Raw genomic sequence first — 16,718 nt, 5'->3', positions numbered from 1 at the left:
TCAGCTCACTTCTACGCGGGTGCGGGCGAGTATGCGAGCGGCGTCGGCGTTGACCTGGCCGGGCGTGGGGGCGGTGAAGACCAGGTGACCGATGCGGGCCGAGTTGTCGTGGGCACCGCCGACGACGGCCCCGGGCGGGGTGGTGAGGTGCTGGTCGACCAGGCCGTCGTGCCGGCCGGGGACGGTCACCCCGCGGAAGGTGCCCGCGCGCGGGGGAGTGAGGAACCGGATCGCGCACGCCCCCTGCCGGGGCTCGGGCACGTCCGGCTTCTCGTCGAGGACGGCCTGCAAGTAGGCCCGGGCCTCGTCGATGCCGGAGGCGCGGCGCACGACGTCCACCAGGTGGTCACCGGGCAGGCGGGCGCCCACCTCGATGACGACGGGGCCCGCCCCGGGCGAGAGCTTGACTTCGGTGTGGGCGACGCCGTTGCGGATGCCGAGCGCCTGCAGGGCCCGTTCGGTGGCCGCGCGCACCGCGCGGACGTCGGCGTGCCCCAGAGCGGCGGGGCACGTGTGACCGGTCTCGGCCCGGTAGGAGCCGCCGGTGGTGTGCTTCTCCACCAGGGGCATGTGGAAGTACTCGTCGCGCCAGACGACGGTGTCGAGGCTGAACTCGGGTCCGTCGACGTACTCCTGGAGTACGACACGCTGATCCATGGGCAGCCCGTGCGGGGCGGCGATCGGCCAGGACTGGGCGTGCCGTACGGCGGCAGCGAGCTGTCCGGGACTCTCGACCACGCTGACACCCCAGGAGCCGCCCTGCTCGGCGGGTTTGACGACGACCGGGAACCCGATGCCGGCGCGGCCGAGGGCACCTTCCGCCTGCCCGGCCGAGTCCACGACGATCGTCGCGGGCGCCGGCACCTGGCCCGCGCGGAACGCCTGCGCCATCTCCGCCTTGTTCCGGCACGCCTGGGCCCGCAGGGGGTCGTTGCCGGGCAGTCCCAGACGCTGGGCCAGGTGGGCGACGAGCGGGGTGAAGAACTCCCAGCAGCCGGCCACCGCGTCGATCCCCGTCGCCCGGGCGAACGCGGCCAGCTCCGCCAGGGCCCGGTCCGGGTCGGTGAGGTCGGTGAACACCGTGCCGTGGATCTTGTCCCGCAGAGCGGCGGGGTAGCTCTCGTAGACGTCCTCGTGGGTGGCGACGAAGACGTGCGCGTCGAGTGAACGGGCGGCGTCCAGCACATAGGGACCGGAGTTGGCGAGTGCTTCGATCAGCAGGATCCTCTTCACGCCGCGCAGTAGACACGCACCCGCCGCGCCAGGGCCATGAACGTAACAACCAGAGCAGAACGGCGATTTCGCGACAACGGTTGTAGGAAGCTCCAGCAGCTCGGCCGCGGCCAGATCCTAGGGACTCTGCCTTCGTGGACGGGGCCCTTCCGGAGAAGTTCGGACCATCGCACAGCAAAGAGCGCTCCCGGCGGCCCGGGGTTTCGTGGGTACCGGACCTGGGTCACCGCCCGCGATCGCGGATTGACTCTCGGACGACCCAACCGTCATACCCGTACGAGAGGGGCAAGTCCGCGTGACCGGCTACGCCGCACAGTTAACCGACTACATCCGTCAGGGCGTCATCCCGCCGTACAACTACTCCTACCCGTCGCGCTCCACCTACCGGCCGCTCGACGGTTCCTGGACCGTCGAGGAGGCCTGGAGGCAGGACCTGAGCCTCTATCAGGTGCCCGAGCTCAACCTGTATCTGCACGTGCCGTTCTGTCGTTACAAGTGCGGCTTCTGCAACCTGTACACCGTCATCAGCGAGGACACGGACGTCTACACGGCGTACATGAACGCGCTGTGCACCCAGCTGCGCGACCACGCCGACATCATCCGCGCCCGCCGGCTGCGCACGGTCTACATCGGCGGCGGCACCCCGAGCCTGCTGTCCCTGCGCCACTTCGAGCAGTTGTTCAGCACGCTGGACGAGGTGTACCCCAACTGGCGCTCCACCGTGGAGGAAGTGGCGATCGAGGCCACACCGGACTCCATCGTCAACGAACCCGCCACCCTCGAAGGCCTGCTGCAACTGGGCCTGACCCGGGCCAACATCGGGATCCAGTCCCTCGTGCCCAAGGAGATCCGCGAGGCCGGACGCGGCCAGGCGGGCGAGCAGGTCATCCGCAAGGCCATCGAGATCGTGCACGACAAGGGCCTGCCGGACCTGTCCACCGACCTCATCATGGGCTTCGCCGGCCAGACCGACGAGACCTGGCGGACGTCCGTCGACGAACTCGTCAAACTCAGCCCGTCCACGATCAGCACGTACTTCCTCACCGTGCGCCCGGACGCCTGGTTCTCCAAGACCGGCGCCTACCAGTACGCACAGTCGCCGAACCTCTACGAGCGCTACGACTACGCCCGTCAGGTCTTCACCGACCACGGCTACGTCCAGGAAGGCTCCGTCCGCTACAAGAAGCTCGGCCGCGGCGGCTACCGGCAGAAGGTGCTCACCTTCCACGGCGTGCCCCTGCTCGGACTCGGCGTCGGTGCCCGCTCCTACACGGGCGTCCTCGACTACATGGCGGGCTCCGTCAAACCGTCCATGTCCGAAGTCGCCGACTACATCACCAAGGCCGAGGCGCACGCGCTGCAGCCCGTCACCGGCTTCGTCCTCGACGACGAGGAGATCATCCGCAAGCGGCTCGTCCTGGACACCTTCGACCTGGACCTCGCCGAACTGGACCGCTTCGGCTACCAGGACAAGGCCCATCTGTTCGAGCCGATCCTGGACGCCGCCGAGGAGACCGGCCTCCTGCGCCGCCTCGGCCGCCGGGTCCAGCTCACCGCCGAGGGCTTCAAATACCGCGACATCCTGTCCTGGATGTTCTTCTCCGACACCGTCGTCCAGCTGGACCGCGAGTACTACGAGCGCCTGCACGAGCAGAACAAGCGAGCCCGCAAGCACATGGGGACGCCGATCGGCATCTCGGGCATCCGCACCGCGCAGGCGGCTACGTGACCGAGCTGTTCATCGCGGCCGGTGGTGGCGGTGACCCGGTCGGCGCCGCCCTGATCCACGCGAGCCTGGGCGGTCGGGCCGACGCCGTCGTCCTCACCTATGGCTGGGAGCGCCTCACCGTTGATCCGGTCCCCGGCCCCGCCGCCCCGCACGACTTCACCGGCCTCGACCACGACACCCTGCCGGTGCCGCTGGTGACCCCGGCCGCCGAGCCGGTCGAGCCGCGCGGATCCACCCTGCCGCGCCTCGCGGGCCGCCTGCCGACGAAGCTGGCGCTCCTCGACCCCTACACCGGGGTCGAAGGCCTCGCCGACCAGATCGGGCGGACCGCCCGAGCAATGGGCGCCGACCACATCAGCGTCGTGGACATGGGCGGCGACATCCTCGCCCACGGCGACGAACCCACCCTCGCCAGCCCCCTGCTCGACGCGCTCGCGCTCGCGGCCTGCCACCTGGCGGGCATCCACACCACCGTCCACGTCGCCGGTCCCGGTCTCGACGGGGAGATCCCCGAAGCGACCCTGCTGACCCGCGTCACCGGCGACGGCACCGCGCTCGACCCCGCCATCCCGGGGTGGGCCGCGGACATCCTGCGCTGGCACCCCTCCGAGGCCAGCGCCCTGCTCGCCGCAGCCGCCGCCGGGCTGCGCGGCCCCTGCCTCACCAGGCAGGACGCGGGCCCGATCCCGCTCACCGACCGCAGCGGCCGCGTCTGGGACCTGCCACTCGCACAGGCCCTGGACCACAACCGGCTCGCCCAGGGCCTGCTGGACACCCGCCCGGACACCCTGGCCGGCGCGGAAGACGTCAGTCTGAAGCTGCACGGGTTCAGCGAGTACGAACGCGAACGCGGCCGGGCCGTCCACCGGCCCAGCGCGCGCGACGTCATCGACGACGAGACCCTCGTCGGCGAACTGGACGGCTGGCTCCAGGCCCAGAGCGCCGGCAACCCCGGTGCCCGGTACGTGAGCGTCCGCTGCGCCGTCGAGTCCCTGGGCTACGACTGGCGCCTGACCGAACACGTCCGCGACCTGCTGACCCGGCACCGTCCCGGTCTGGACGCCTTCCCGCTGCTGTCGCTCACCGACTGACCGAGTGGGGGCGGCGCCCGTCCCCATCGAGTACCCCCGGAGTATCGGCACAGGACACCGATACGCCGGGGGTACCCCCGTTTCCGCGAGCTCCCGTCGCCGCTGCTCCAGGTGAATCCTTTTCGGGCCGGCCCGCCTCTTATCCGTGTACCGGCCGCGTGGGCCGGCGGATGGCAGGAGGAACATCGTGGTCGTTGGCGTCGTAGTGATCGGCGTGCTGCTGGTGTCCGTGTGCAGCGCGCACCTCGTGAGGCGCTGGAAGAAGAGCCGTGGCTGACGAGTGCCTTGGCGCCGGGCGCCTTGCGAGGAGGAGTAGGACACATGACACGACGCTTCCGCTGGCCCGACGAGCGGCTGATCAAGGCCGCCCAGGACGGCGACGTCGCCTCGCTCACCACTGTCGTCTTGGAATCGCAGCCGCATGTGCGCAAGTTCGCGCTGTCGCTGTGCGCATCGCCGCAGGACGCGGAGGACGCGGCGCAGGAGGCGTTGATCATCCTGTACCGGAAGATCGGCACCCTGCGGGCCACCGGCGCGCTCGGCTCATGGATGTTCCGGATCGTGCGCAACGAATGCCTGCGGCAGGTGCGGTTGCTCTTCTCCCGGAGCGACGAGGTGGCGGCCGAACCGGAGGCGTGCGCCGAGCAGTCCGCCGAGGAAGCGGTGCTGCGCAGGTTGGAGGTGGAGCGGATCGCGGCCGCGGTCGGCGCCCTTCCCCGTGACCAGCGGCAGGTCCTGATCATGAGGGACGTCCAGGGCCTGCCGGGCAGTGCCGTCGCCCGGTCACTCGGTCTGAGCAACGCGGCGATGAAGTCGCGGCTGCACAGAGCCCGCGCGGCACTGCGCCATGCGCTGGCACTGACCGACCGAGCAGCCGATCCATCAGCCGGAGGGGAGTCACGCGCGTGAAGTCCACGCGGAGTACGAAGGTCCAGGCCGCGGCAGAACCCGCGGCGCCCGGGACGGGCTTCGCCGGCAAGTCCGTCCCGCGCCACCTGGCGCGCGGCGTCATCGGCTTCGGGCTGATCATCGGCTCGATCGCCCTGGTGCCCGTCGCCGGCCCGGCCACCCTGCTGGCGGCCCCGCTCGCGCTGATCGCCTTCCGCGGCTGCCCCACCTGTTGGATGGTCGGCCTGGCGCAGACCATCTCCCGGGGGCGTCTGGAGCGCAATTGTGCGGACGGCGTCTGCACCCTCACCACGGCGGACCCGGCGTCGATTGTTCGAACCCGTCGCCGCTAATCGCGCGGTGCTGCGCAAACAGCAGGCGGTCATTGATTCTTCTACAGTTGAATTCCAGGGAAATTCGTCCCGGTGTGCGATTTCATGCTGGCGCGGCCCGGTGTTCTCCTCGGGGGAATGCACGCAAGCGATGACCTCTGACCTGCGGAAACCGGTCGCAGTGGCGCGAGAACCCCTTCGTCTACCCCCAAGTCCCGGATGCATGGCCCTCGTCGGGGCACCTTCTGGTGCAAGGGGTCGCGTGAAGACGCATAATTCGCTTCTTCCGAGCTCTGATGCACCCGCCGCGCACTGTTGTGATGATCTGATCGACGCTCATAGGGTGACTTGTCGAATCAGCCGCCCGTGGCTCCGGAACCATGGTGAAAGCGGCTCGATTCGAACAGGCGCCTGTGCCGGAGTTCCTCTGTAGACGACAGAAACGACGGCAACTCATGTCGTCGTGGACGAAAGGAGTGTGGCCATGACGTACGAGCGCCCGACCCTCACCAAGAACGGCGGCTTCCGCAAGACGACGGGCCTGGCCGGCGGCACCGCCAAGGACCTCCTCGGCGGTCACCAGCTCATCTGACCCGATCCGATCGGCGGCGGAAGGCGGTCACCGGCCGTCCTCCGCCGCGCCACCCTCCCGCACCGGTGGACCGGTGGGCACGCCAACGACCGGAGGTACGCGCGTCCATGAACAGCCCTGTGTCGCTCGCCGTGGTCCCGACCTGGCTCGTGGTGCTGCCCGACACCGACGCGGCATCGGCTGCGGCGGCCAGGGCGCTTCCCCACGCCACCGGAAGCCACACGCATGTCTCCGGCCGGCCGTGGCTGATAGGCCGCTGGCGCCCAGGTGAGCTCACGGTCGGTGAGTGCGGCGGGGTGCGCCTGGCGGTGTGGGGCGAGCACGCCGTCACCCGCGAGGAAGCGGCCAAGGCGGCGGCCACCGTCACCGATCTCGCCTCCCTCGACCACTTCGCCCGCTCCTGGCACGGCAGTTACCACCTCCTGGCCAGCGTGCACGGCCGGGTGCGCGCTCAGGGCACGGTGACCGGCGTCCGCAGCCTGTTCCACGGCACGGCACACGCAGCCCATCTGGCGGCCGACCGCGCCGACGTCCTGGCCGACCTCATCGGGGCTTCCCTCGACGAGGGGCGGCTCGCCCTCCAGATGCTCAGTCTGGGCGTGCTGCACCCACTGTCCGCACGACCTGTGTGGCGTGGAGTGGAGGCCCTGCCCGGAACCGACTACCTCGTGCTGGAGCGCGACGGCCGGGCCCGCCAGAAGCGCTGGTGGAGGCTGCCGCGCCGCGACGTTCCGTTGGCCGAGGCAGCGCCGATGCTGCGCGACGCACTGCGCAGCGCCGTCGACATTCGCGTCCGCGGCCGGGACCTCGTCACGGCCGACCTGGGCGGCCTGGACTCGACGGCCGTGGTGTGCACCGCGGTGCGCGCCGGCGCCGACGTCGTCGCCTACACCGCGGCGACCCACGACGCTCGCGGCGATGACGTCCACTGGGCTCGCCGTACGGTCGAAGAGCTGTCGTCGGCCACCGGCGGACCAGGGCGCATCGAGCACCACGTCGTGCCCGCCGAGGAGTTCCCGCTCACCTACGACGGCATCGACGCCCTCACCGACGTACTGGACGCCCCCTCGCTGTACGCGGTGGACCGCAACCGGCGGATGACTCTGCTCACCGTCGCGGCGGAGCGGGGTTCCACCCTCCACCTGAGCGGTTTCGGAGGTGACGAACTGCTCGCCGGCGCCTCCGCACGCGTGCACGACCTGCTGCTGCGCCACCCGCGCACGGCCGTGCGCCACGCCCGTGGATACCTGGCCAAGTACCGCTGGTCACGGCGGCGTGCCCTGCGGCAACTGCTGGACCGGCGCCCCTACGGGGCGTGGCTGGAACAGATCGCCACCGACCTCACCAGCCCGTTGCCGCCCCTGGAGGAACCGCTGTTCCAGTGGTGTTCGCCCGCCAGGATGCCGCCCTGGGCCACCCCCGACGCCGTCGACGCCGTACGCACCCTCATCCGGCAGGAGGCCGCAGTGGCGCAGCCCCTCGGCCCCGGCCACGGGGAGCACCGAGAACTCGCCACCATGCAGGCGGTGTCCCGGTTCGCCAGACACCTGAACCAGATGACGAATCCGAGCGGTCTCCTCTTCGCCTCCCCCTTCTACGACGACCGTGTCATCGAAACCGGACTGGCGGTACGGCCGGCGGAACGCGTGACTCCGTGGCAGTACAAGCCGCTGATCGTGGAGGCCATGCGGGGCGTCGTCCCCGAGGCCGGCCGCACCCGCGCCACCAAGGCCAACGCCACGATGGAGGAGGAGGTCGGGCTGCGGCGCAACCGCAAGGCGCTGCTGGCCCTGTGCGAGGACTCCCGGCTGGCCGAGTTCGGCCTGATCGACGCGGACGTGTGGCGCACCTGGTGCTCCGGACCGATGTCGGCCGAGCTGGAGAACGTACTCCTCCACCCGACCGTCGGCTGTGAGGTGTGGCTGCGTTCGCGCGAGACCCTGCCCCACCACCGAGACGGCTGACACGTTCAGGCCCCGACGACCCCCTCGAAGTCTCCCGCCAGGAAGGTAGTGCGATGATGAACGTGAAACTGCGCGGCGGAGTCCTGATGGCCGAGACCGAGTACGGCCTCGCCCTGCTGGACGAGAAGAGCGGCGATTACTGGACCCTCAACCCCACCGCCGCCCTGGTCCTGGAGATCCTGCTGGCGGGCCGGGGCCCGGACGAGGCGGTGCAGGCGCTGACCGAGCGGTACGACGTCGGCGCCGACCTCGCCCAGCAGGACGTCGACCGCATCCTCACGGAGCTGCGATCGGCCGGGCTCGTCAACGGCGACTGACGCCATGTCGACGCCCGAAGCGGTTCCTTACCGGCCTCGTTCCGTACCGCTGGCCACCCGGTGGGCGGCCCGCCTCGCCGTGGGGTGCGCCCACCTGCTGGCCACCTTGCCGCCCGCCCGGATCCGCGCGGTGCTGCGCCAGGTGCGCCGCGGCGCACGGCCCGCCAGCGCGGCGCAGACCGCCGCCGCTCTGAACACCGTCCTGGCGGTCAGCCTGACCGCCGGCGGGCGCAAGGGGTGCCTGCCCAGGTCGCTGGCGACCGTCCTGCTGTGCCGGATGCGCGGTCAGTGGCCGACCTGGTGCGTGGGTGTGCGCAAGCAGCCACCGTTCGCCGCACACGCCTGGGTGGAGGCCGAGTCCGAACCTGTCGGCGAGGACTGCCCCGCGGACTACTTCCAGCGTTTCTTCGCGGTCGACTGACCATGGCCGGACGCCCACCCGTCACCACCCGGCCTGGCGCCGGGCCGCCACGCCGGACCGCCTCGGCCGTCGCGGCGGAGTCAGCGGGCAGCTCACCGACCGTCGTCGTCGCGGACGCACCCGCAGACCACCCCAGGGACGCCCGCACACCCTCCTCCGGCTACCGGGCCCTGGCGGCCTCGCTACGGCCCCACCGCCGGGCCTGCCTGGCCGGGGCGCTGCTCGGACTGGCCGGCAGCGCACTCGGGCTGGCCCAGCCCCTGGCCGCCAAGCGGTTGATCGACACCCTTGAGACCGGACGTACCACCATCGTCCCGGTCCTCGTCCTGGCCGCGCTCCTCCTCGGCGCCGCCGCTCTCTCGGCGCTGGGCCAGTACGTCCTGTACCGCACCGCCGAGGATGTCGTGTGTTCGGCCCGGCGGCGGATCACCAGGCGGCTGCTCCGGTTGACCGTGCCCGAACTGGACCGGCACGAACCGGGCGACCTGATCACCCGCGCCACCTCCGACACCATGCTGCTGCGCCAAGCCGCCACCCAGTCCACGGCGCCCGCCGTCACCGGGGCTGTCGTCCTGGTCATGACGGTGGTGCTGATGGGTCTGCTGGACCTGGTCCTGCTGGCCGTCACGCTCCTCGTCGTCGCGCTCCTGGGGGCGGTCGTGGCGGCCGCCGCGCCCGCCATCGGCCGTGCCACCCGCCAGGCACAGGAGTCGGTCGGTGAGATCGGCGCGGCTCTGGAGCGCACCCTCGGGGCGGTGCGCGCGGTCAAGGCCGCCGGGGCCGAACAGCAGGAGACAGAGGTTCTGGAGGACATGGCGCGCAGCGCTCGTCGCACCGGCGTGCGCGCCGCCGGCTGGCAGGCAGTGTCGGGGGCGGCTTCGGCCGTGGCCGGGCAGGCAGCCTTCCTGGCGGTGCTCGGCGTGGGCGGAGCCCGGGTCGCCTCCGGGGCGATCGACGTGTCCACCCTGGTCGCCTTCCTGCTGTACCTGTTCGCGCTGGCGCCGCGGATCAGCCAACTCGTCGACGCAGTGGGGCAGTTCCAGATCGGCGGTGCCGCGGCCCTGCGGATCGTGGCGGTCCAGCACATGGACGTGGAGGCCGTCGACACCCCGTCGCGGACAGGTACCGCGAGGACCGGCAAGCCGCCTCGGCAACCCCCGGCGGAAGTGCGTTTCGAGGACGTGGGCTTCCGCTACCAGCCCCGACTGCCGGCCGTGCATCAGCACGTGTCCTTCACCGTGCCCGCCGGAGGGGTGACCGCCCTCGTCGGTCCCTCGGGCGCGGGCAAGACCACCCTCTTCTCCCTGCTCGAACGCTTCCACACCCCGGACACCGGGCGCATCCTCCTGGACGGCCGCGACGTCCAGCGATGGCCACTGGCCGAGCTGCGTGCCGCGATCGGCTACGTCGAGCAGGACGCACCCGTCCTGTCCGGCTCCCTGCGCCACAACCTCACCCTCGGCGTCGCGGACTCCCCGGACGACGAGTTGCACGACGTCCTGCGCCGGACCCGGCTGGAAGCGGTCGTCGCCCGCCTTCCGCAGGGCCTGGACACCCTGGTCGGCCACCGGGGCAGCCGGCTCTCGGGAGGTGAACGCCAGCGCGTGGCCATCGCCCGCGCCCTCCTGCGCCGCCCCCGGCTGCTCCTCCTGGACGAGGCGACATCGCAGCTGGACGCCGACAACGAGGCGGCGCTGCGGGAGACCGTCGCGGAAGCCGCCCGCAACACCACCGTGCTGGTGGTGGCGCACCGGCTGTCGACCGTCACCACCGCCGACCGCATCGTCGTCCTGAAGGCGGGCCGCGTGCAGGCCGTGGGCACCCACACCGAACTGCTCGCCACGGACCCCCTCTATCGCCACCTGGCCACGACACAGATGCTCACCGCCGGCCCGGGCGGGATGGGGGAGGACCCGTAGCAGCCCTGCCCGCGCAGGGTCCTCGGCGCCGAAGGCCGGCCGGTGGCCGGGGTGAGACGGTGCGCTCCGACCGGGTTCAGGTCGCGGGACCGACGAAGTCCTGGGTCCCCAGGACGGTGAGCAGAGCGAGGCGCTCGGCGTCCTCGGTGCCCGGTTCGGCCGTGTACACCATGATGCGCAGGTCGCCGCCCTCCACGGTGAGGACATCGCAGTCCAGCACGACGGGCCCCACCTGCGGATGGTCGATCGTCTTCCGTGAGGCCCGGTGGCGGCCCACGGCGCCCGAGTTCCACAGCTCGGCGAACCGCTCGCTTCCATCGCGCAGTTCAGCTATCAGCCGCTGCAGCCGCCGGTCGGCCGGGTAGCGTTCGGCGGCCGCACGCAGATCGGCGACGAGCGCGGCCTCATGGTCGCGCTGCTCCTGCGGTGGGCGATGGGCCCCGGTCCCGGGACCGAGGAAGTGGCGCCACACCCCGTTGCGCTCGTTGCCGCGCCGGACGGACGGGTCGCCCATCAGGGCCGAGTAGGCCTCATTGGCCACGATCAGGGTCCAGCAGGCGTCGAAGACGGCCACCGGCGTCCCCGTCAGCCGGTCCAGCAGCCGCTGCACGCTCGGCGTGATGTACGCGGGCACGGTCTCGGGGCCCGGCGTGGCGAGCCCGGCGAGCCGGAAGAGATGCGCGCGCTCCTCCTGCGACAGCCGCAGCGCCCGGGACAGGGCCTCCACGACCTGGTCCGAGGGGTTGGTGGCCCGCCCCTGCTCAAGCCGGGTGACGTAGTCGACGGAGATCCCGGCCAGCATGGCCAGCTCCTCGCGGCGCAGCCCGGCGGCACGCCGCTGGCCCCCGGCCGGCACCCCCGCGGCCTCGGGCGTGATCCGGTCGCGCCAGCGACGTACCGCCTTGCCGAACTCTGCCGTCGCCATGCCCCCAGTGTGCCCCGCCCATCGGGTGCCTGCCTGGTACCGCTGGTCCCAGGAAGACGGGTCCCCTGGCTGCGCGAGCGGGCGGGAAGGACGGTGGAGGCATGACGAACACACTGATCACCGGAGCGAACAAGGGCCTCGGCTACGAGACGGCCCGCCGCCTCATCGCCGCGGGTCACACGGTCTACGTCGGCAGCCGGGACCCGGAGCGCGGCCGCCACGCCGCAGCGCGGCTGGGGGTCGGAGCCAGGGCCGTACAGCTCGACGTCACCGACGACGCGTCCGTCGCGGCCGCGGTGAAGACCATCGAGGCCGAAGGCGGTCTCGACGTGCTGGTCAACAACGCCGGCATCGAGGCGCGCGGCCCGAACAACGAGGTGACCGGTGCGGCGGACCTCACCGCCGACGCCATGCGGGAGGTCTTCGCCACCAACGTCTTCGGCACGGTGCGGGTCACCCACGCGTTCCTGCCGCTCCTGCGGAAATCCGCGTCGCCGGTGGTGGTCAACGTCAGCAGCGGCCTCGCCTCGCTCACGCACGTCTCGGATCCGGCCCACCCGGCAGCCGCCTACCCGGGGGTCGCCTATCCGGCGTCGAAGACGGCGGTCAACATGATCACCGTCCAGTACGCGAAGGCCTTCCCGCAGATGCGGATCAACGCGGTGGAGCCCGGCTTCACCGCGACGGACCTGAACGGGAACACAGGCACCCAGACGGTCGAGGAGGGCGCCGAGATCATCGTCCGCATGGCACAGCTGGGCCCGGACGGCCCCACCGGTGGGTACTTCGACGTGGCGGGTCCTTTGCCCTGGTAGGCGGGCCGCCCGCCCGGCGACTTCAGCCGCCCGCGGCGTCCTCGGCCTCCCAGCGCAGCAGGTCGCCCGGCTGGCACTTGAGCACCTCGCAGAGCGCGGCGAGGGTCGTGAAGCGCACCGCCTTGGCGCGGCCGTTCTTCAGGACGGCCAGGTTGGCGGGCGTGATCCCCACGCGCTCCGCCAGCTCACCCACGGACATCTTCCGCCTGGCCAGCATCACGTCGATGTCGACGACGATCGGCATCAGATCACCTCGTCCAACTCGGCCTGCATCCGCGACGCTTCGACGTCGCGTGCGACGGCCTGGGCGAGGAGCATCCGCAGCACGAGGACGATGAGCGCGACCCCGAGGATGGCCACGCCAATTCCGCCCATGATGACGGTGACGCCCGGGTCGTCCCGCTGGCCCGGCGCGTTGATGCCCGTCACCGCGAACCACAGCAGGGCAGCCGCCACGATCGCTCCGATCACACCGTCCACGTACCGGAAGGCGGCGTGGGAGAACACGGTTCCGCGTCGCACCATCGACACCAGCCGCCATACGCAGACGAAGGCGACCTGCGCCGCCACCATGCCGAGGAAGGTGATCACGCGCAGCGGGGTCAGCGGGAGCGCCCCGTCCTCCGGGTCGGTGGCCAGCGCCCAGACCATCGATGCCTGTACGAACACGGTGCCGGCGAGCACCACCACGAGCACGGCGCGCAGCGCACCCACTGCCAGTTTTCCCATGACCCAGCCTTCCATCGAGTTGCGATGGGAATCTATCGAATTTCGATAGGTGTGGCAAGGTGCAGACCGGCAGCGGCGGTTCCAGTGCCGACGGCGGCCCTGGACGCTGACGGCAGTCCGGGGGCCTCAGTGGCCCTGGCGGGTGCCCATGCGTCGGCTCCCGCCGGCAAGCCGCCCCCACGACCCGGATGCGTCGGCGGCGCCGTCCCCGGTCCCCGGCGGGCGCAGGCGGCCCTCCTGTCGACGGTGCGCCGGGCCCCTCGCAGTCATGGCATGGCGGTAGTGCGGTATCTGGCGTCCGGCATGGTTGATGCGTGCCAGTTCGACGTCCGTTCGTGCGGCAAGATGGGGCCTCCGGCCGATGGAGGGGGCGTTGGGGTGGGTTATGAACTGCAGGCAGTCATCGCCAAAGACGAGCTGCTCCGTGGCGTCTCGCGGGACTTGCCTGCCGCTCGTCTGGCCTCTCTGGGCCAGGGCCTGTCACTGATACCGATGACGGACCAGCTATATGACGCAGCAATGGACGGCACTGAGGGCCCTCTGGGGTTCTGGCGGCTTCCAGGAGGGTTCGACAAGCGGCTTGCGGACTGGTCAGCGGCCGGACCGGTGGCCTACGTGGAAGCCGAGTATTTCGGCGGCGTCGGCGAGCAACACGCTGCCGTCTGGGCTTATGGAGCTGTGGTACTGGGACCACTTCATGCGCCGGACGGTCAGCCCTTCGGATCCGCCGGCAGTCCGATCTCACAGGCTCTCCGGAGGCTGGGTGTGGTGGTGGAAGCGGCGGCCACGGACGAGTTCGCAACCGTGAGACTGGATCGCCATCGGCGCACTGAGGACTGGATTGCCTAGGCGGCGCCTTGCCCATTGCTGCAGCAATGGGCGGATGTCGGATCCGCTCGCGGAATCTGCAGTCCGACATCACCTGACCTCGGCGCGTTCATCCGTCGGCGACGGCTCGGCCGACCCCGGGACGGTCGGGTACCGTTCTGGTCGAGGACGCCTACTGGCGTGCCAACCCGTGGCGGTCGGCCCAGGCGTGAATGGACGCGGCCAGTTCTTCGGGGCGGTCCTCCGGGGAGTGATGGCCGGCCAGGCCGTGGCGGGAGACCTCCAGGCCCGCGATGTTCGCCTCGCACCAGGCCACGGCGCCTGGGTCGGTCATCGCGCCCGGGCCCGGCTCGAACGCGACGAGCAGCTTGGGGACTTCGGGGCTGGCGGCCAGCCAAGCGTCGTAGTGCTCGATGCGGGCCACGACGTCAGCGGGCACGTCGTCCAGCGGCATCATCCGCGTCCACGCCAGCACCACGCGGCGGCTGTGCGGGGTCGGGAAGGGACGGCGGTAGATCTCCAGGTCGGCAGGGTCGAGCGGGGTGGCGAGCGTGTCCGGTAGTCCTTCGATGAACAGCGACTTCTCCAGGACCATTTCCTCGCCCACTCCGGGGGTGCGCAGGAGGGTGAACAACTCCCGCCCGGCCGCCGGGAACTCGTCGCCGACCAGCGGCTTGATGATCGTCTCGGTGAAAGCGAGACCGCGAACACGGCCCGGTAGACGGGCGGCTCGGTCGAAGGCGAGCGCGCCGCCCCAGTCGTGGCCGACGAGGACGGCCTCGGCAAGGCCCAGGGCGTCGAACCAGGCGTCGAGGTAGCGGGCGTGGTCGTCGAAGGAGTAGGCGATGTCGGGCTTGCCGGAGGCGCCCATGCCGATGAGGTCGGGGGCCAGAAGGCGACGGCCGGGCGCGGTCACCCCCGGCAGGACGTTCCGCCACAGATGGGAGGAGGTGGGATTGCCGTGGAGGAAGACGAACGGCAGCCCGTCGGGATCGCCCAACTCGCGGTAGTGGAGGGTGGAGTCGAGGACGGGGAGGGTGGGCATCGGTGTCACTTCACTTTCATGGCGGTGGAGTTCATCAGAGGTTGAGGCTCATGAGGCGGTCGACGGTGATTTCGATGACGACGATGTCCGACCGGGCCGGCGGGGCCGCGCGGTAGCGGTCGGTGTAGCGGCGGACCGCCTCAGCCAGGCGCGCGGGATCGTCGGTGACAATGGCCCGGCCTTCGAGGGTGACCCAGCGCAAGCCGTCCGCCTGACAGAGCGCGGTACGGGCTGCCGGGCCGCCCGCGACCACGTTGCGGGCCTTGCGGGCTCCCGCCCGGGTGGTCACCCGTGCCAGGCCGGTGTCCGCGTCGAAGGTGAAGCGGACCGGGGTGACGTGCGGGGTGCCGTCGGGACGCAGGGTGGTGAAGGTGGCCGTGCGGGGGCTGTTGAGGAACGCCCTTGCAGCAGCCGGGAGTTCGAGGGCCGCCCGGCTCACTTCTTCTTCACGCCCTCGTTCCAGATCAGCTTGGCGATGTTCGGCTTCACAGCCGTGGTGATGACGCCCATGGCCGTACGGACGTACCGCCGTTCCTCCAGCTCGCGCAGCATGCTCGCGGCGAGGTCGGCGCGGGCGGTGAAGACACCGTCGGCGCTGCTCCCAGCGGTGTGGTAGTCCGTGACGACCGGGTGCTCGAAGAGGCCCGAGGGACGCACGAGGGTCCAATCGAGGTCCGTCCGACGGATCACGGCCTCCATGCGGCGCATGTCCTCGTGGAGGGTACGGCCGAGGCGTCGGTTCACCAGCGGGTCGAGGACATGGTTGAAGAAGTGAGCGCCGGTGGGACGCCAGTTCGGGTCGGCGATGCTGGAGCTGATGGCGAGGAGCCGCTTGATGCCGTGGCGGGTCATGGCCCCGGTGATGGCCGTGGCGCTCGCCGAGTACGTCGTGATGGTCTCCTTGCTGAAGCGCGCACCCAGCGCGGACAGGACGGCGTCCGTCCCGGCGATCGCGGCGTCGACGGCCGCCGGATCGGTGGCGTCGGCGACGGCCACGGCGAGGCCGGGCCGCTCGGTGGGCACGGAGCCGGGACGGCGGGTCACGGCGACGACCTCGTGGCCGGCGGCGAGGGCCTGGTCGGTGAGGTGGCGGCCGGTCGGTCCGTTGGCGCCGAAGACTGCGATACGCATGGTGTCAGGTCATCCCTTCGTGTCGTTCCCGGAACGCCCTTGACTGTGCCGATCACGAAACGCAGGCTCAACGCTGATGAATAACGCCGCCCCTGCCCCCGCCCGCACCCGAGGCCGCCCCCGTGGCAACCCGCCGACCCGCGAGTCGATCGTCGCGGCGGCCCGTGCGCTGTTCCTGGAGCGCGGATACCGGCGCACCACGATGCGCGCGGTGGCCGGGGCCGCCGGCGTCGATCCGGCGCTGATCGCCTACCACTTCGGTTCGAAGAAGGGCCTGTTCGCGGACGTGATGCAGTTCCAGTGCGCCAACGCGCTGGCGGTGGACGACGTCCTCGGCGGCGACCCGGCCACCCTCCCCGACCGCCTGATCGACGCGGTGACGGGCCTGTGGGAGGACGCCGACTTCCGGCAGCTCACCGCCCAGGGCGACGAGGCCGCCGAGGTGATCCGCGAGTACCTGGAACGCGAGCTGCTGGTCCGGCTTGTTGAATTTCTCGGTGGCCGGGACGCGACTGCCCGCGCCACGGCCGTCGTGACGATCCTCGGTGGCCTGATCTACACCCGCTACCTCAACCCCCTCCCCACGCCCGCCGCCCTCACCCCGTCCGAGACCCGCCGCATCCTCACCCCCGCACTGCGCGCAGCTCTGGCCCCGAGGCCGCGCACCGCGACAGCCACCGGAACAGGCCGTCGAGGCTCGCTGGCCTCGGGCTGAGGCGACCGTCTTACGACTGGAACACCACCGAATGGCAACGGCGT

General features: G+C 71.2%; 19 protein-coding genes. 12 read left to right on the top strand and 7 right to left on the bottom strand.

All coding sequences use genetic code 11. The annotated features are described in order from the left end of the window. Positions 1 to 1,233, bottom strand: a complete 1,233-nt coding sequence (locus C3489_RS05860; protein ID WP_258054578.1) for an ATP-grasp domain-containing protein — start codon at positions 1,231 to 1,233, stop codon at positions 1 to 3. A 295-nt stretch (positions 1,234 to 1,528) separates the two neighbouring features. On the opposite strand from C3489_RS05860, the gene C3489_RS05855 reads away from it, so the two are divergent. The 9 genes from C3489_RS05855 (at position 1,529) to C3489_RS05820 (ending at position 10,486) form a co-directional block, all read left to right on the top strand. Further along, positions 1,529 to 2,962, top strand: a complete 1,434-nt coding sequence (locus tag C3489_RS05855) for a coproporphyrinogen-III oxidase family protein (protein ID WP_103780568.1) — start codon at positions 1,529 to 1,531, stop codon at positions 2,960 to 2,962. Then, complete coding sequence (locus C3489_RS05850; RefSeq protein WP_103780567.1) at positions 2,959 to 4,053, top strand: DUF1152 domain-containing protein; 1,095 nt, start codon at positions 2,959 to 2,961, stop codon at positions 4,051 to 4,053. The genes C3489_RS05855 and C3489_RS05850 overlap by 4 nt, the downstream gene beginning before the upstream one ends. A 321-nt stretch (positions 4,054 to 4,374) precedes the next feature. Continuing rightward, positions 4,375 to 4,962, top strand: a complete 588-nt coding sequence (locus C3489_RS05845) for an RNA polymerase sigma factor (RefSeq protein WP_103780565.1) — start codon at positions 4,375 to 4,377, stop codon at positions 4,960 to 4,962. Further along, positions 4,959 to 5,294 carry a hypothetical protein gene (locus C3489_RS05840; RefSeq protein ID WP_181139512.1) on the top strand — a complete coding sequence of 112 codons (336 nt, stop codon included), beginning with the start codon at positions 4,959 to 4,961 and terminating at the stop codon, positions 5,292 to 5,294. The genes C3489_RS05845 and C3489_RS05840 overlap by 4 nt, the downstream gene beginning before the upstream one ends. Before the next feature lie 463 nt (positions 5,295 to 5,757). Then, a complete protein-coding gene (locus C3489_RS39000; protein ID WP_219821928.1) occupies positions 5,758 to 5,865 on the top strand; it encodes a keywimysin-related RiPP in 108 nt (35 codons plus the stop codon). A gap of 107 nt (positions 5,866 to 5,972) precedes the next feature. Further along, positions 5,973 to 7,829 carry an asparagine synthase C-terminal domain-containing protein gene (locus C3489_RS05835; protein ID WP_103780561.1) on the top strand — a complete coding sequence of 619 codons (1,857 nt, stop codon included), beginning with the start codon at positions 5,973 to 5,975 and terminating at the stop codon, positions 7,827 to 7,829. 53 nt (positions 7,830 to 7,882) lie between these two features. Then, positions 7,883 to 8,146, top strand: a complete 264-nt coding sequence (locus C3489_RS05830; protein WP_258054577.1) for a lasso peptide biosynthesis PqqD family chaperone — start codon at positions 7,883 to 7,885, stop codon at positions 8,144 to 8,146. 4 nt (positions 8,147 to 8,150) lie between these two features. Beyond that, the gene (locus C3489_RS05825) at positions 8,151 to 8,567 is read left to right on the top strand and encodes a lasso peptide biosynthesis B2 protein (protein WP_103780559.1); all 417 of its coding nucleotides are present in this window, start codon (positions 8,151 to 8,153) and stop codon (positions 8,565 to 8,567) included. Positions 8,568 to 8,569: 2 nt separating this feature from the next. Further along, positions 8,570 to 10,486: an ABC transporter ATP-binding protein gene (locus C3489_RS05820; protein WP_103780557.1), complete on the top strand. Its 1,917-nt coding sequence runs from the start codon at positions 8,570 to 8,572 to the stop codon at positions 10,484 to 10,486. Positions 10,487 to 10,562: 76 nt separating this feature from the next. On the opposite strand, the gene C3489_RS05815 is transcribed toward C3489_RS05820, so the two are convergent. Beyond that, entirely contained in the window at positions 10,563 to 11,411 is an 849-nt protein-coding gene (locus C3489_RS05815; RefSeq protein WP_103780555.1) for a helix-turn-helix transcriptional regulator, read from the bottom strand. A gap of 101 nt (positions 11,412 to 11,512) precedes the next feature. Here C3489_RS05815 and C3489_RS05810 point away from each other — a divergent pair, with 101 nt between their 5' ends. After that, the gene (locus C3489_RS05810; RefSeq protein WP_103780553.1) at positions 11,513 to 12,226 is read left to right on the top strand and encodes an SDR family oxidoreductase; all 714 of its coding nucleotides are present in this window, start codon (positions 11,513 to 11,515) and stop codon (positions 12,224 to 12,226) included. 22 nt (positions 12,227 to 12,248) lie between these two features. Here the strand turns inward: C3489_RS05810 and C3489_RS05805 are convergent, their stop codons facing one another. Continuing rightward, complete coding sequence (locus C3489_RS05805) at positions 12,249 to 12,470, bottom strand: helix-turn-helix transcriptional regulator (protein WP_103780551.1); 222 nt, start codon at positions 12,468 to 12,470, stop codon at positions 12,249 to 12,251. Beyond that, positions 12,470 to 12,955 (bottom strand): DUF2975 domain-containing protein, encoded by a 486-nt coding sequence (locus C3489_RS05800; RefSeq protein WP_103780549.1) that lies wholly within the window; start codon positions 12,953 to 12,955, stop codon positions 12,470 to 12,472. The genes C3489_RS05805 and C3489_RS05800 overlap by 1 nt, the downstream gene beginning before the upstream one ends. A gap of 273 nt (positions 12,956 to 13,228) precedes the next feature. On the opposite strand from C3489_RS05800, the gene C3489_RS05795 reads away from it, so the two are divergent. Then, complete coding sequence (locus tag C3489_RS05795) at positions 13,229 to 13,804, top strand: hypothetical protein (protein ID WP_219821927.1); 576 nt, start codon at positions 13,229 to 13,231, stop codon at positions 13,802 to 13,804. 151 nt (positions 13,805 to 13,955) lie between these two features. On the opposite strand, the gene C3489_RS05790 is transcribed toward C3489_RS05795, so the two are convergent. Genes C3489_RS05790 through C3489_RS05780 form a run of 3 tightly spaced genes read right to left on the bottom strand, consistent with a single transcriptional unit; the run spans position 13,956 to position 15,959 of the window. Beyond that, entirely contained in the window at positions 13,956 to 14,828 is an 873-nt protein-coding gene (locus C3489_RS05790) for a haloalkane dehalogenase (RefSeq protein WP_103780547.1), read from the bottom strand. A 34-nt stretch (positions 14,829 to 14,862) separates the two neighbouring features. Then, positions 14,863 to 15,267 carry a pyridoxamine 5'-phosphate oxidase family protein gene (locus C3489_RS05785; protein WP_103780546.1) on the bottom strand — a complete coding sequence of 135 codons (405 nt, stop codon included), beginning with the start codon at positions 15,265 to 15,267 and terminating at the stop codon, positions 14,863 to 14,865. Then, positions 15,264 to 15,959, bottom strand: coding sequence for an NAD(P)-dependent oxidoreductase (locus tag C3489_RS05780; protein ID WP_103780544.1), 696 nt, complete (start codon positions 15,957 to 15,959; stop codon positions 15,264 to 15,266). The genes C3489_RS05785 and C3489_RS05780 overlap by 4 nt, the downstream gene beginning before the upstream one ends. Positions 15,960 to 16,035: 76 nt before the next feature. Between C3489_RS05780 and C3489_RS05775 the strand changes: the two genes are divergently transcribed. After that, positions 16,036 to 16,674, top strand: a complete 639-nt coding sequence (locus tag C3489_RS05775; protein ID WP_103780542.1) for a TetR/AcrR family transcriptional regulator — start codon at positions 16,036 to 16,038, stop codon at positions 16,672 to 16,674. Positions 16,675 to 16,718: the final 44 nt, after the last annotated feature.

Source organism: Streptomyces sp. Ru71 (assembly GCF_002920535.1).
GTDB lineage: Bacteria > Actinomycetota > Actinomycetes > Streptomycetales > Streptomycetaceae > Streptomyces.
The sequence above is the reverse complement of the archived record's forward strand: the minus strand, read 5'-3'. Positions and strand labels throughout refer to the sequence as shown.

Coding starts and splice junctions, on each gene's coding strand:
- C3489_RS05835 (WP_103780561.1), top strand. CDS start 5,973: ATGAACAGCCCTGTGTCGCTCGCCGTGGTCCCGACCTGGCTCGTGGTG.
- C3489_RS05780 (WP_103780544.1), bottom strand. CDS start 15,959: ATGCGTATCGCAGTCTTCGGCGCCAACGGACCGACCGGCCGCCACCTC.
- C3489_RS05830 (WP_258054577.1), top strand. CDS start 7,883: ATGATGAACGTGAAACTGCGCGGCGGAGTCCTGATGGCCGAGACCGAG.
- C3489_RS05805 (WP_103780551.1), bottom strand. CDS start 12,470: ATGCCGATCGTCGTCGACATCGACGTGATGCTGGCCAGGCGGAAGATG.
- C3489_RS05845 (WP_103780565.1), top strand. CDS start 4,375: ATGACACGACGCTTCCGCTGGCCCGACGAGCGGCTGATCAAGGCCGCC.
- C3489_RS05775 (WP_103780542.1), top strand. CDS start 16,036: ATGAATAACGCCGCCCCTGCCCCCGCCCGCACCCGAGGCCGCCCCCGT.
- C3489_RS05810 (WP_103780553.1), top strand. CDS start 11,513: ATGACGAACACACTGATCACCGGAGCGAACAAGGGCCTCGGCTACGAG.
- C3489_RS05815 (WP_103780555.1), bottom strand. CDS start 11,411: ATGGCGACGGCAGAGTTCGGCAAGGCGGTACGTCGCTGGCGCGACCGG.
- C3489_RS05825 (WP_103780559.1), top strand. CDS start 8,151: ATGTCGACGCCCGAAGCGGTTCCTTACCGGCCTCGTTCCGTACCGCTG.
- C3489_RS05795 (WP_219821927.1), top strand. CDS start 13,229: ATGGCGGTAGTGCGGTATCTGGCGTCCGGCATGGTTGATGCGTGCCAG.
- C3489_RS39000 (WP_219821928.1), top strand. CDS start 5,758: ATGACGTACGAGCGCCCGACCCTCACCAAGAACGGCGGCTTCCGCAAG.
- C3489_RS05820 (WP_103780557.1), top strand. CDS start 8,570: ATGGCCGGACGCCCACCCGTCACCACCCGGCCTGGCGCCGGGCCGCCA.
- C3489_RS05800 (WP_103780549.1), bottom strand. CDS start 12,955: ATGGGAAAACTGGCAGTGGGTGCGCTGCGCGCCGTGCTCGTGGTGGTG.
- C3489_RS05790 (WP_103780547.1), bottom strand. CDS start 14,828: ATGCCCACCCTCCCCGTCCTCGACTCCACCCTCCACTACCGCGAGTTG.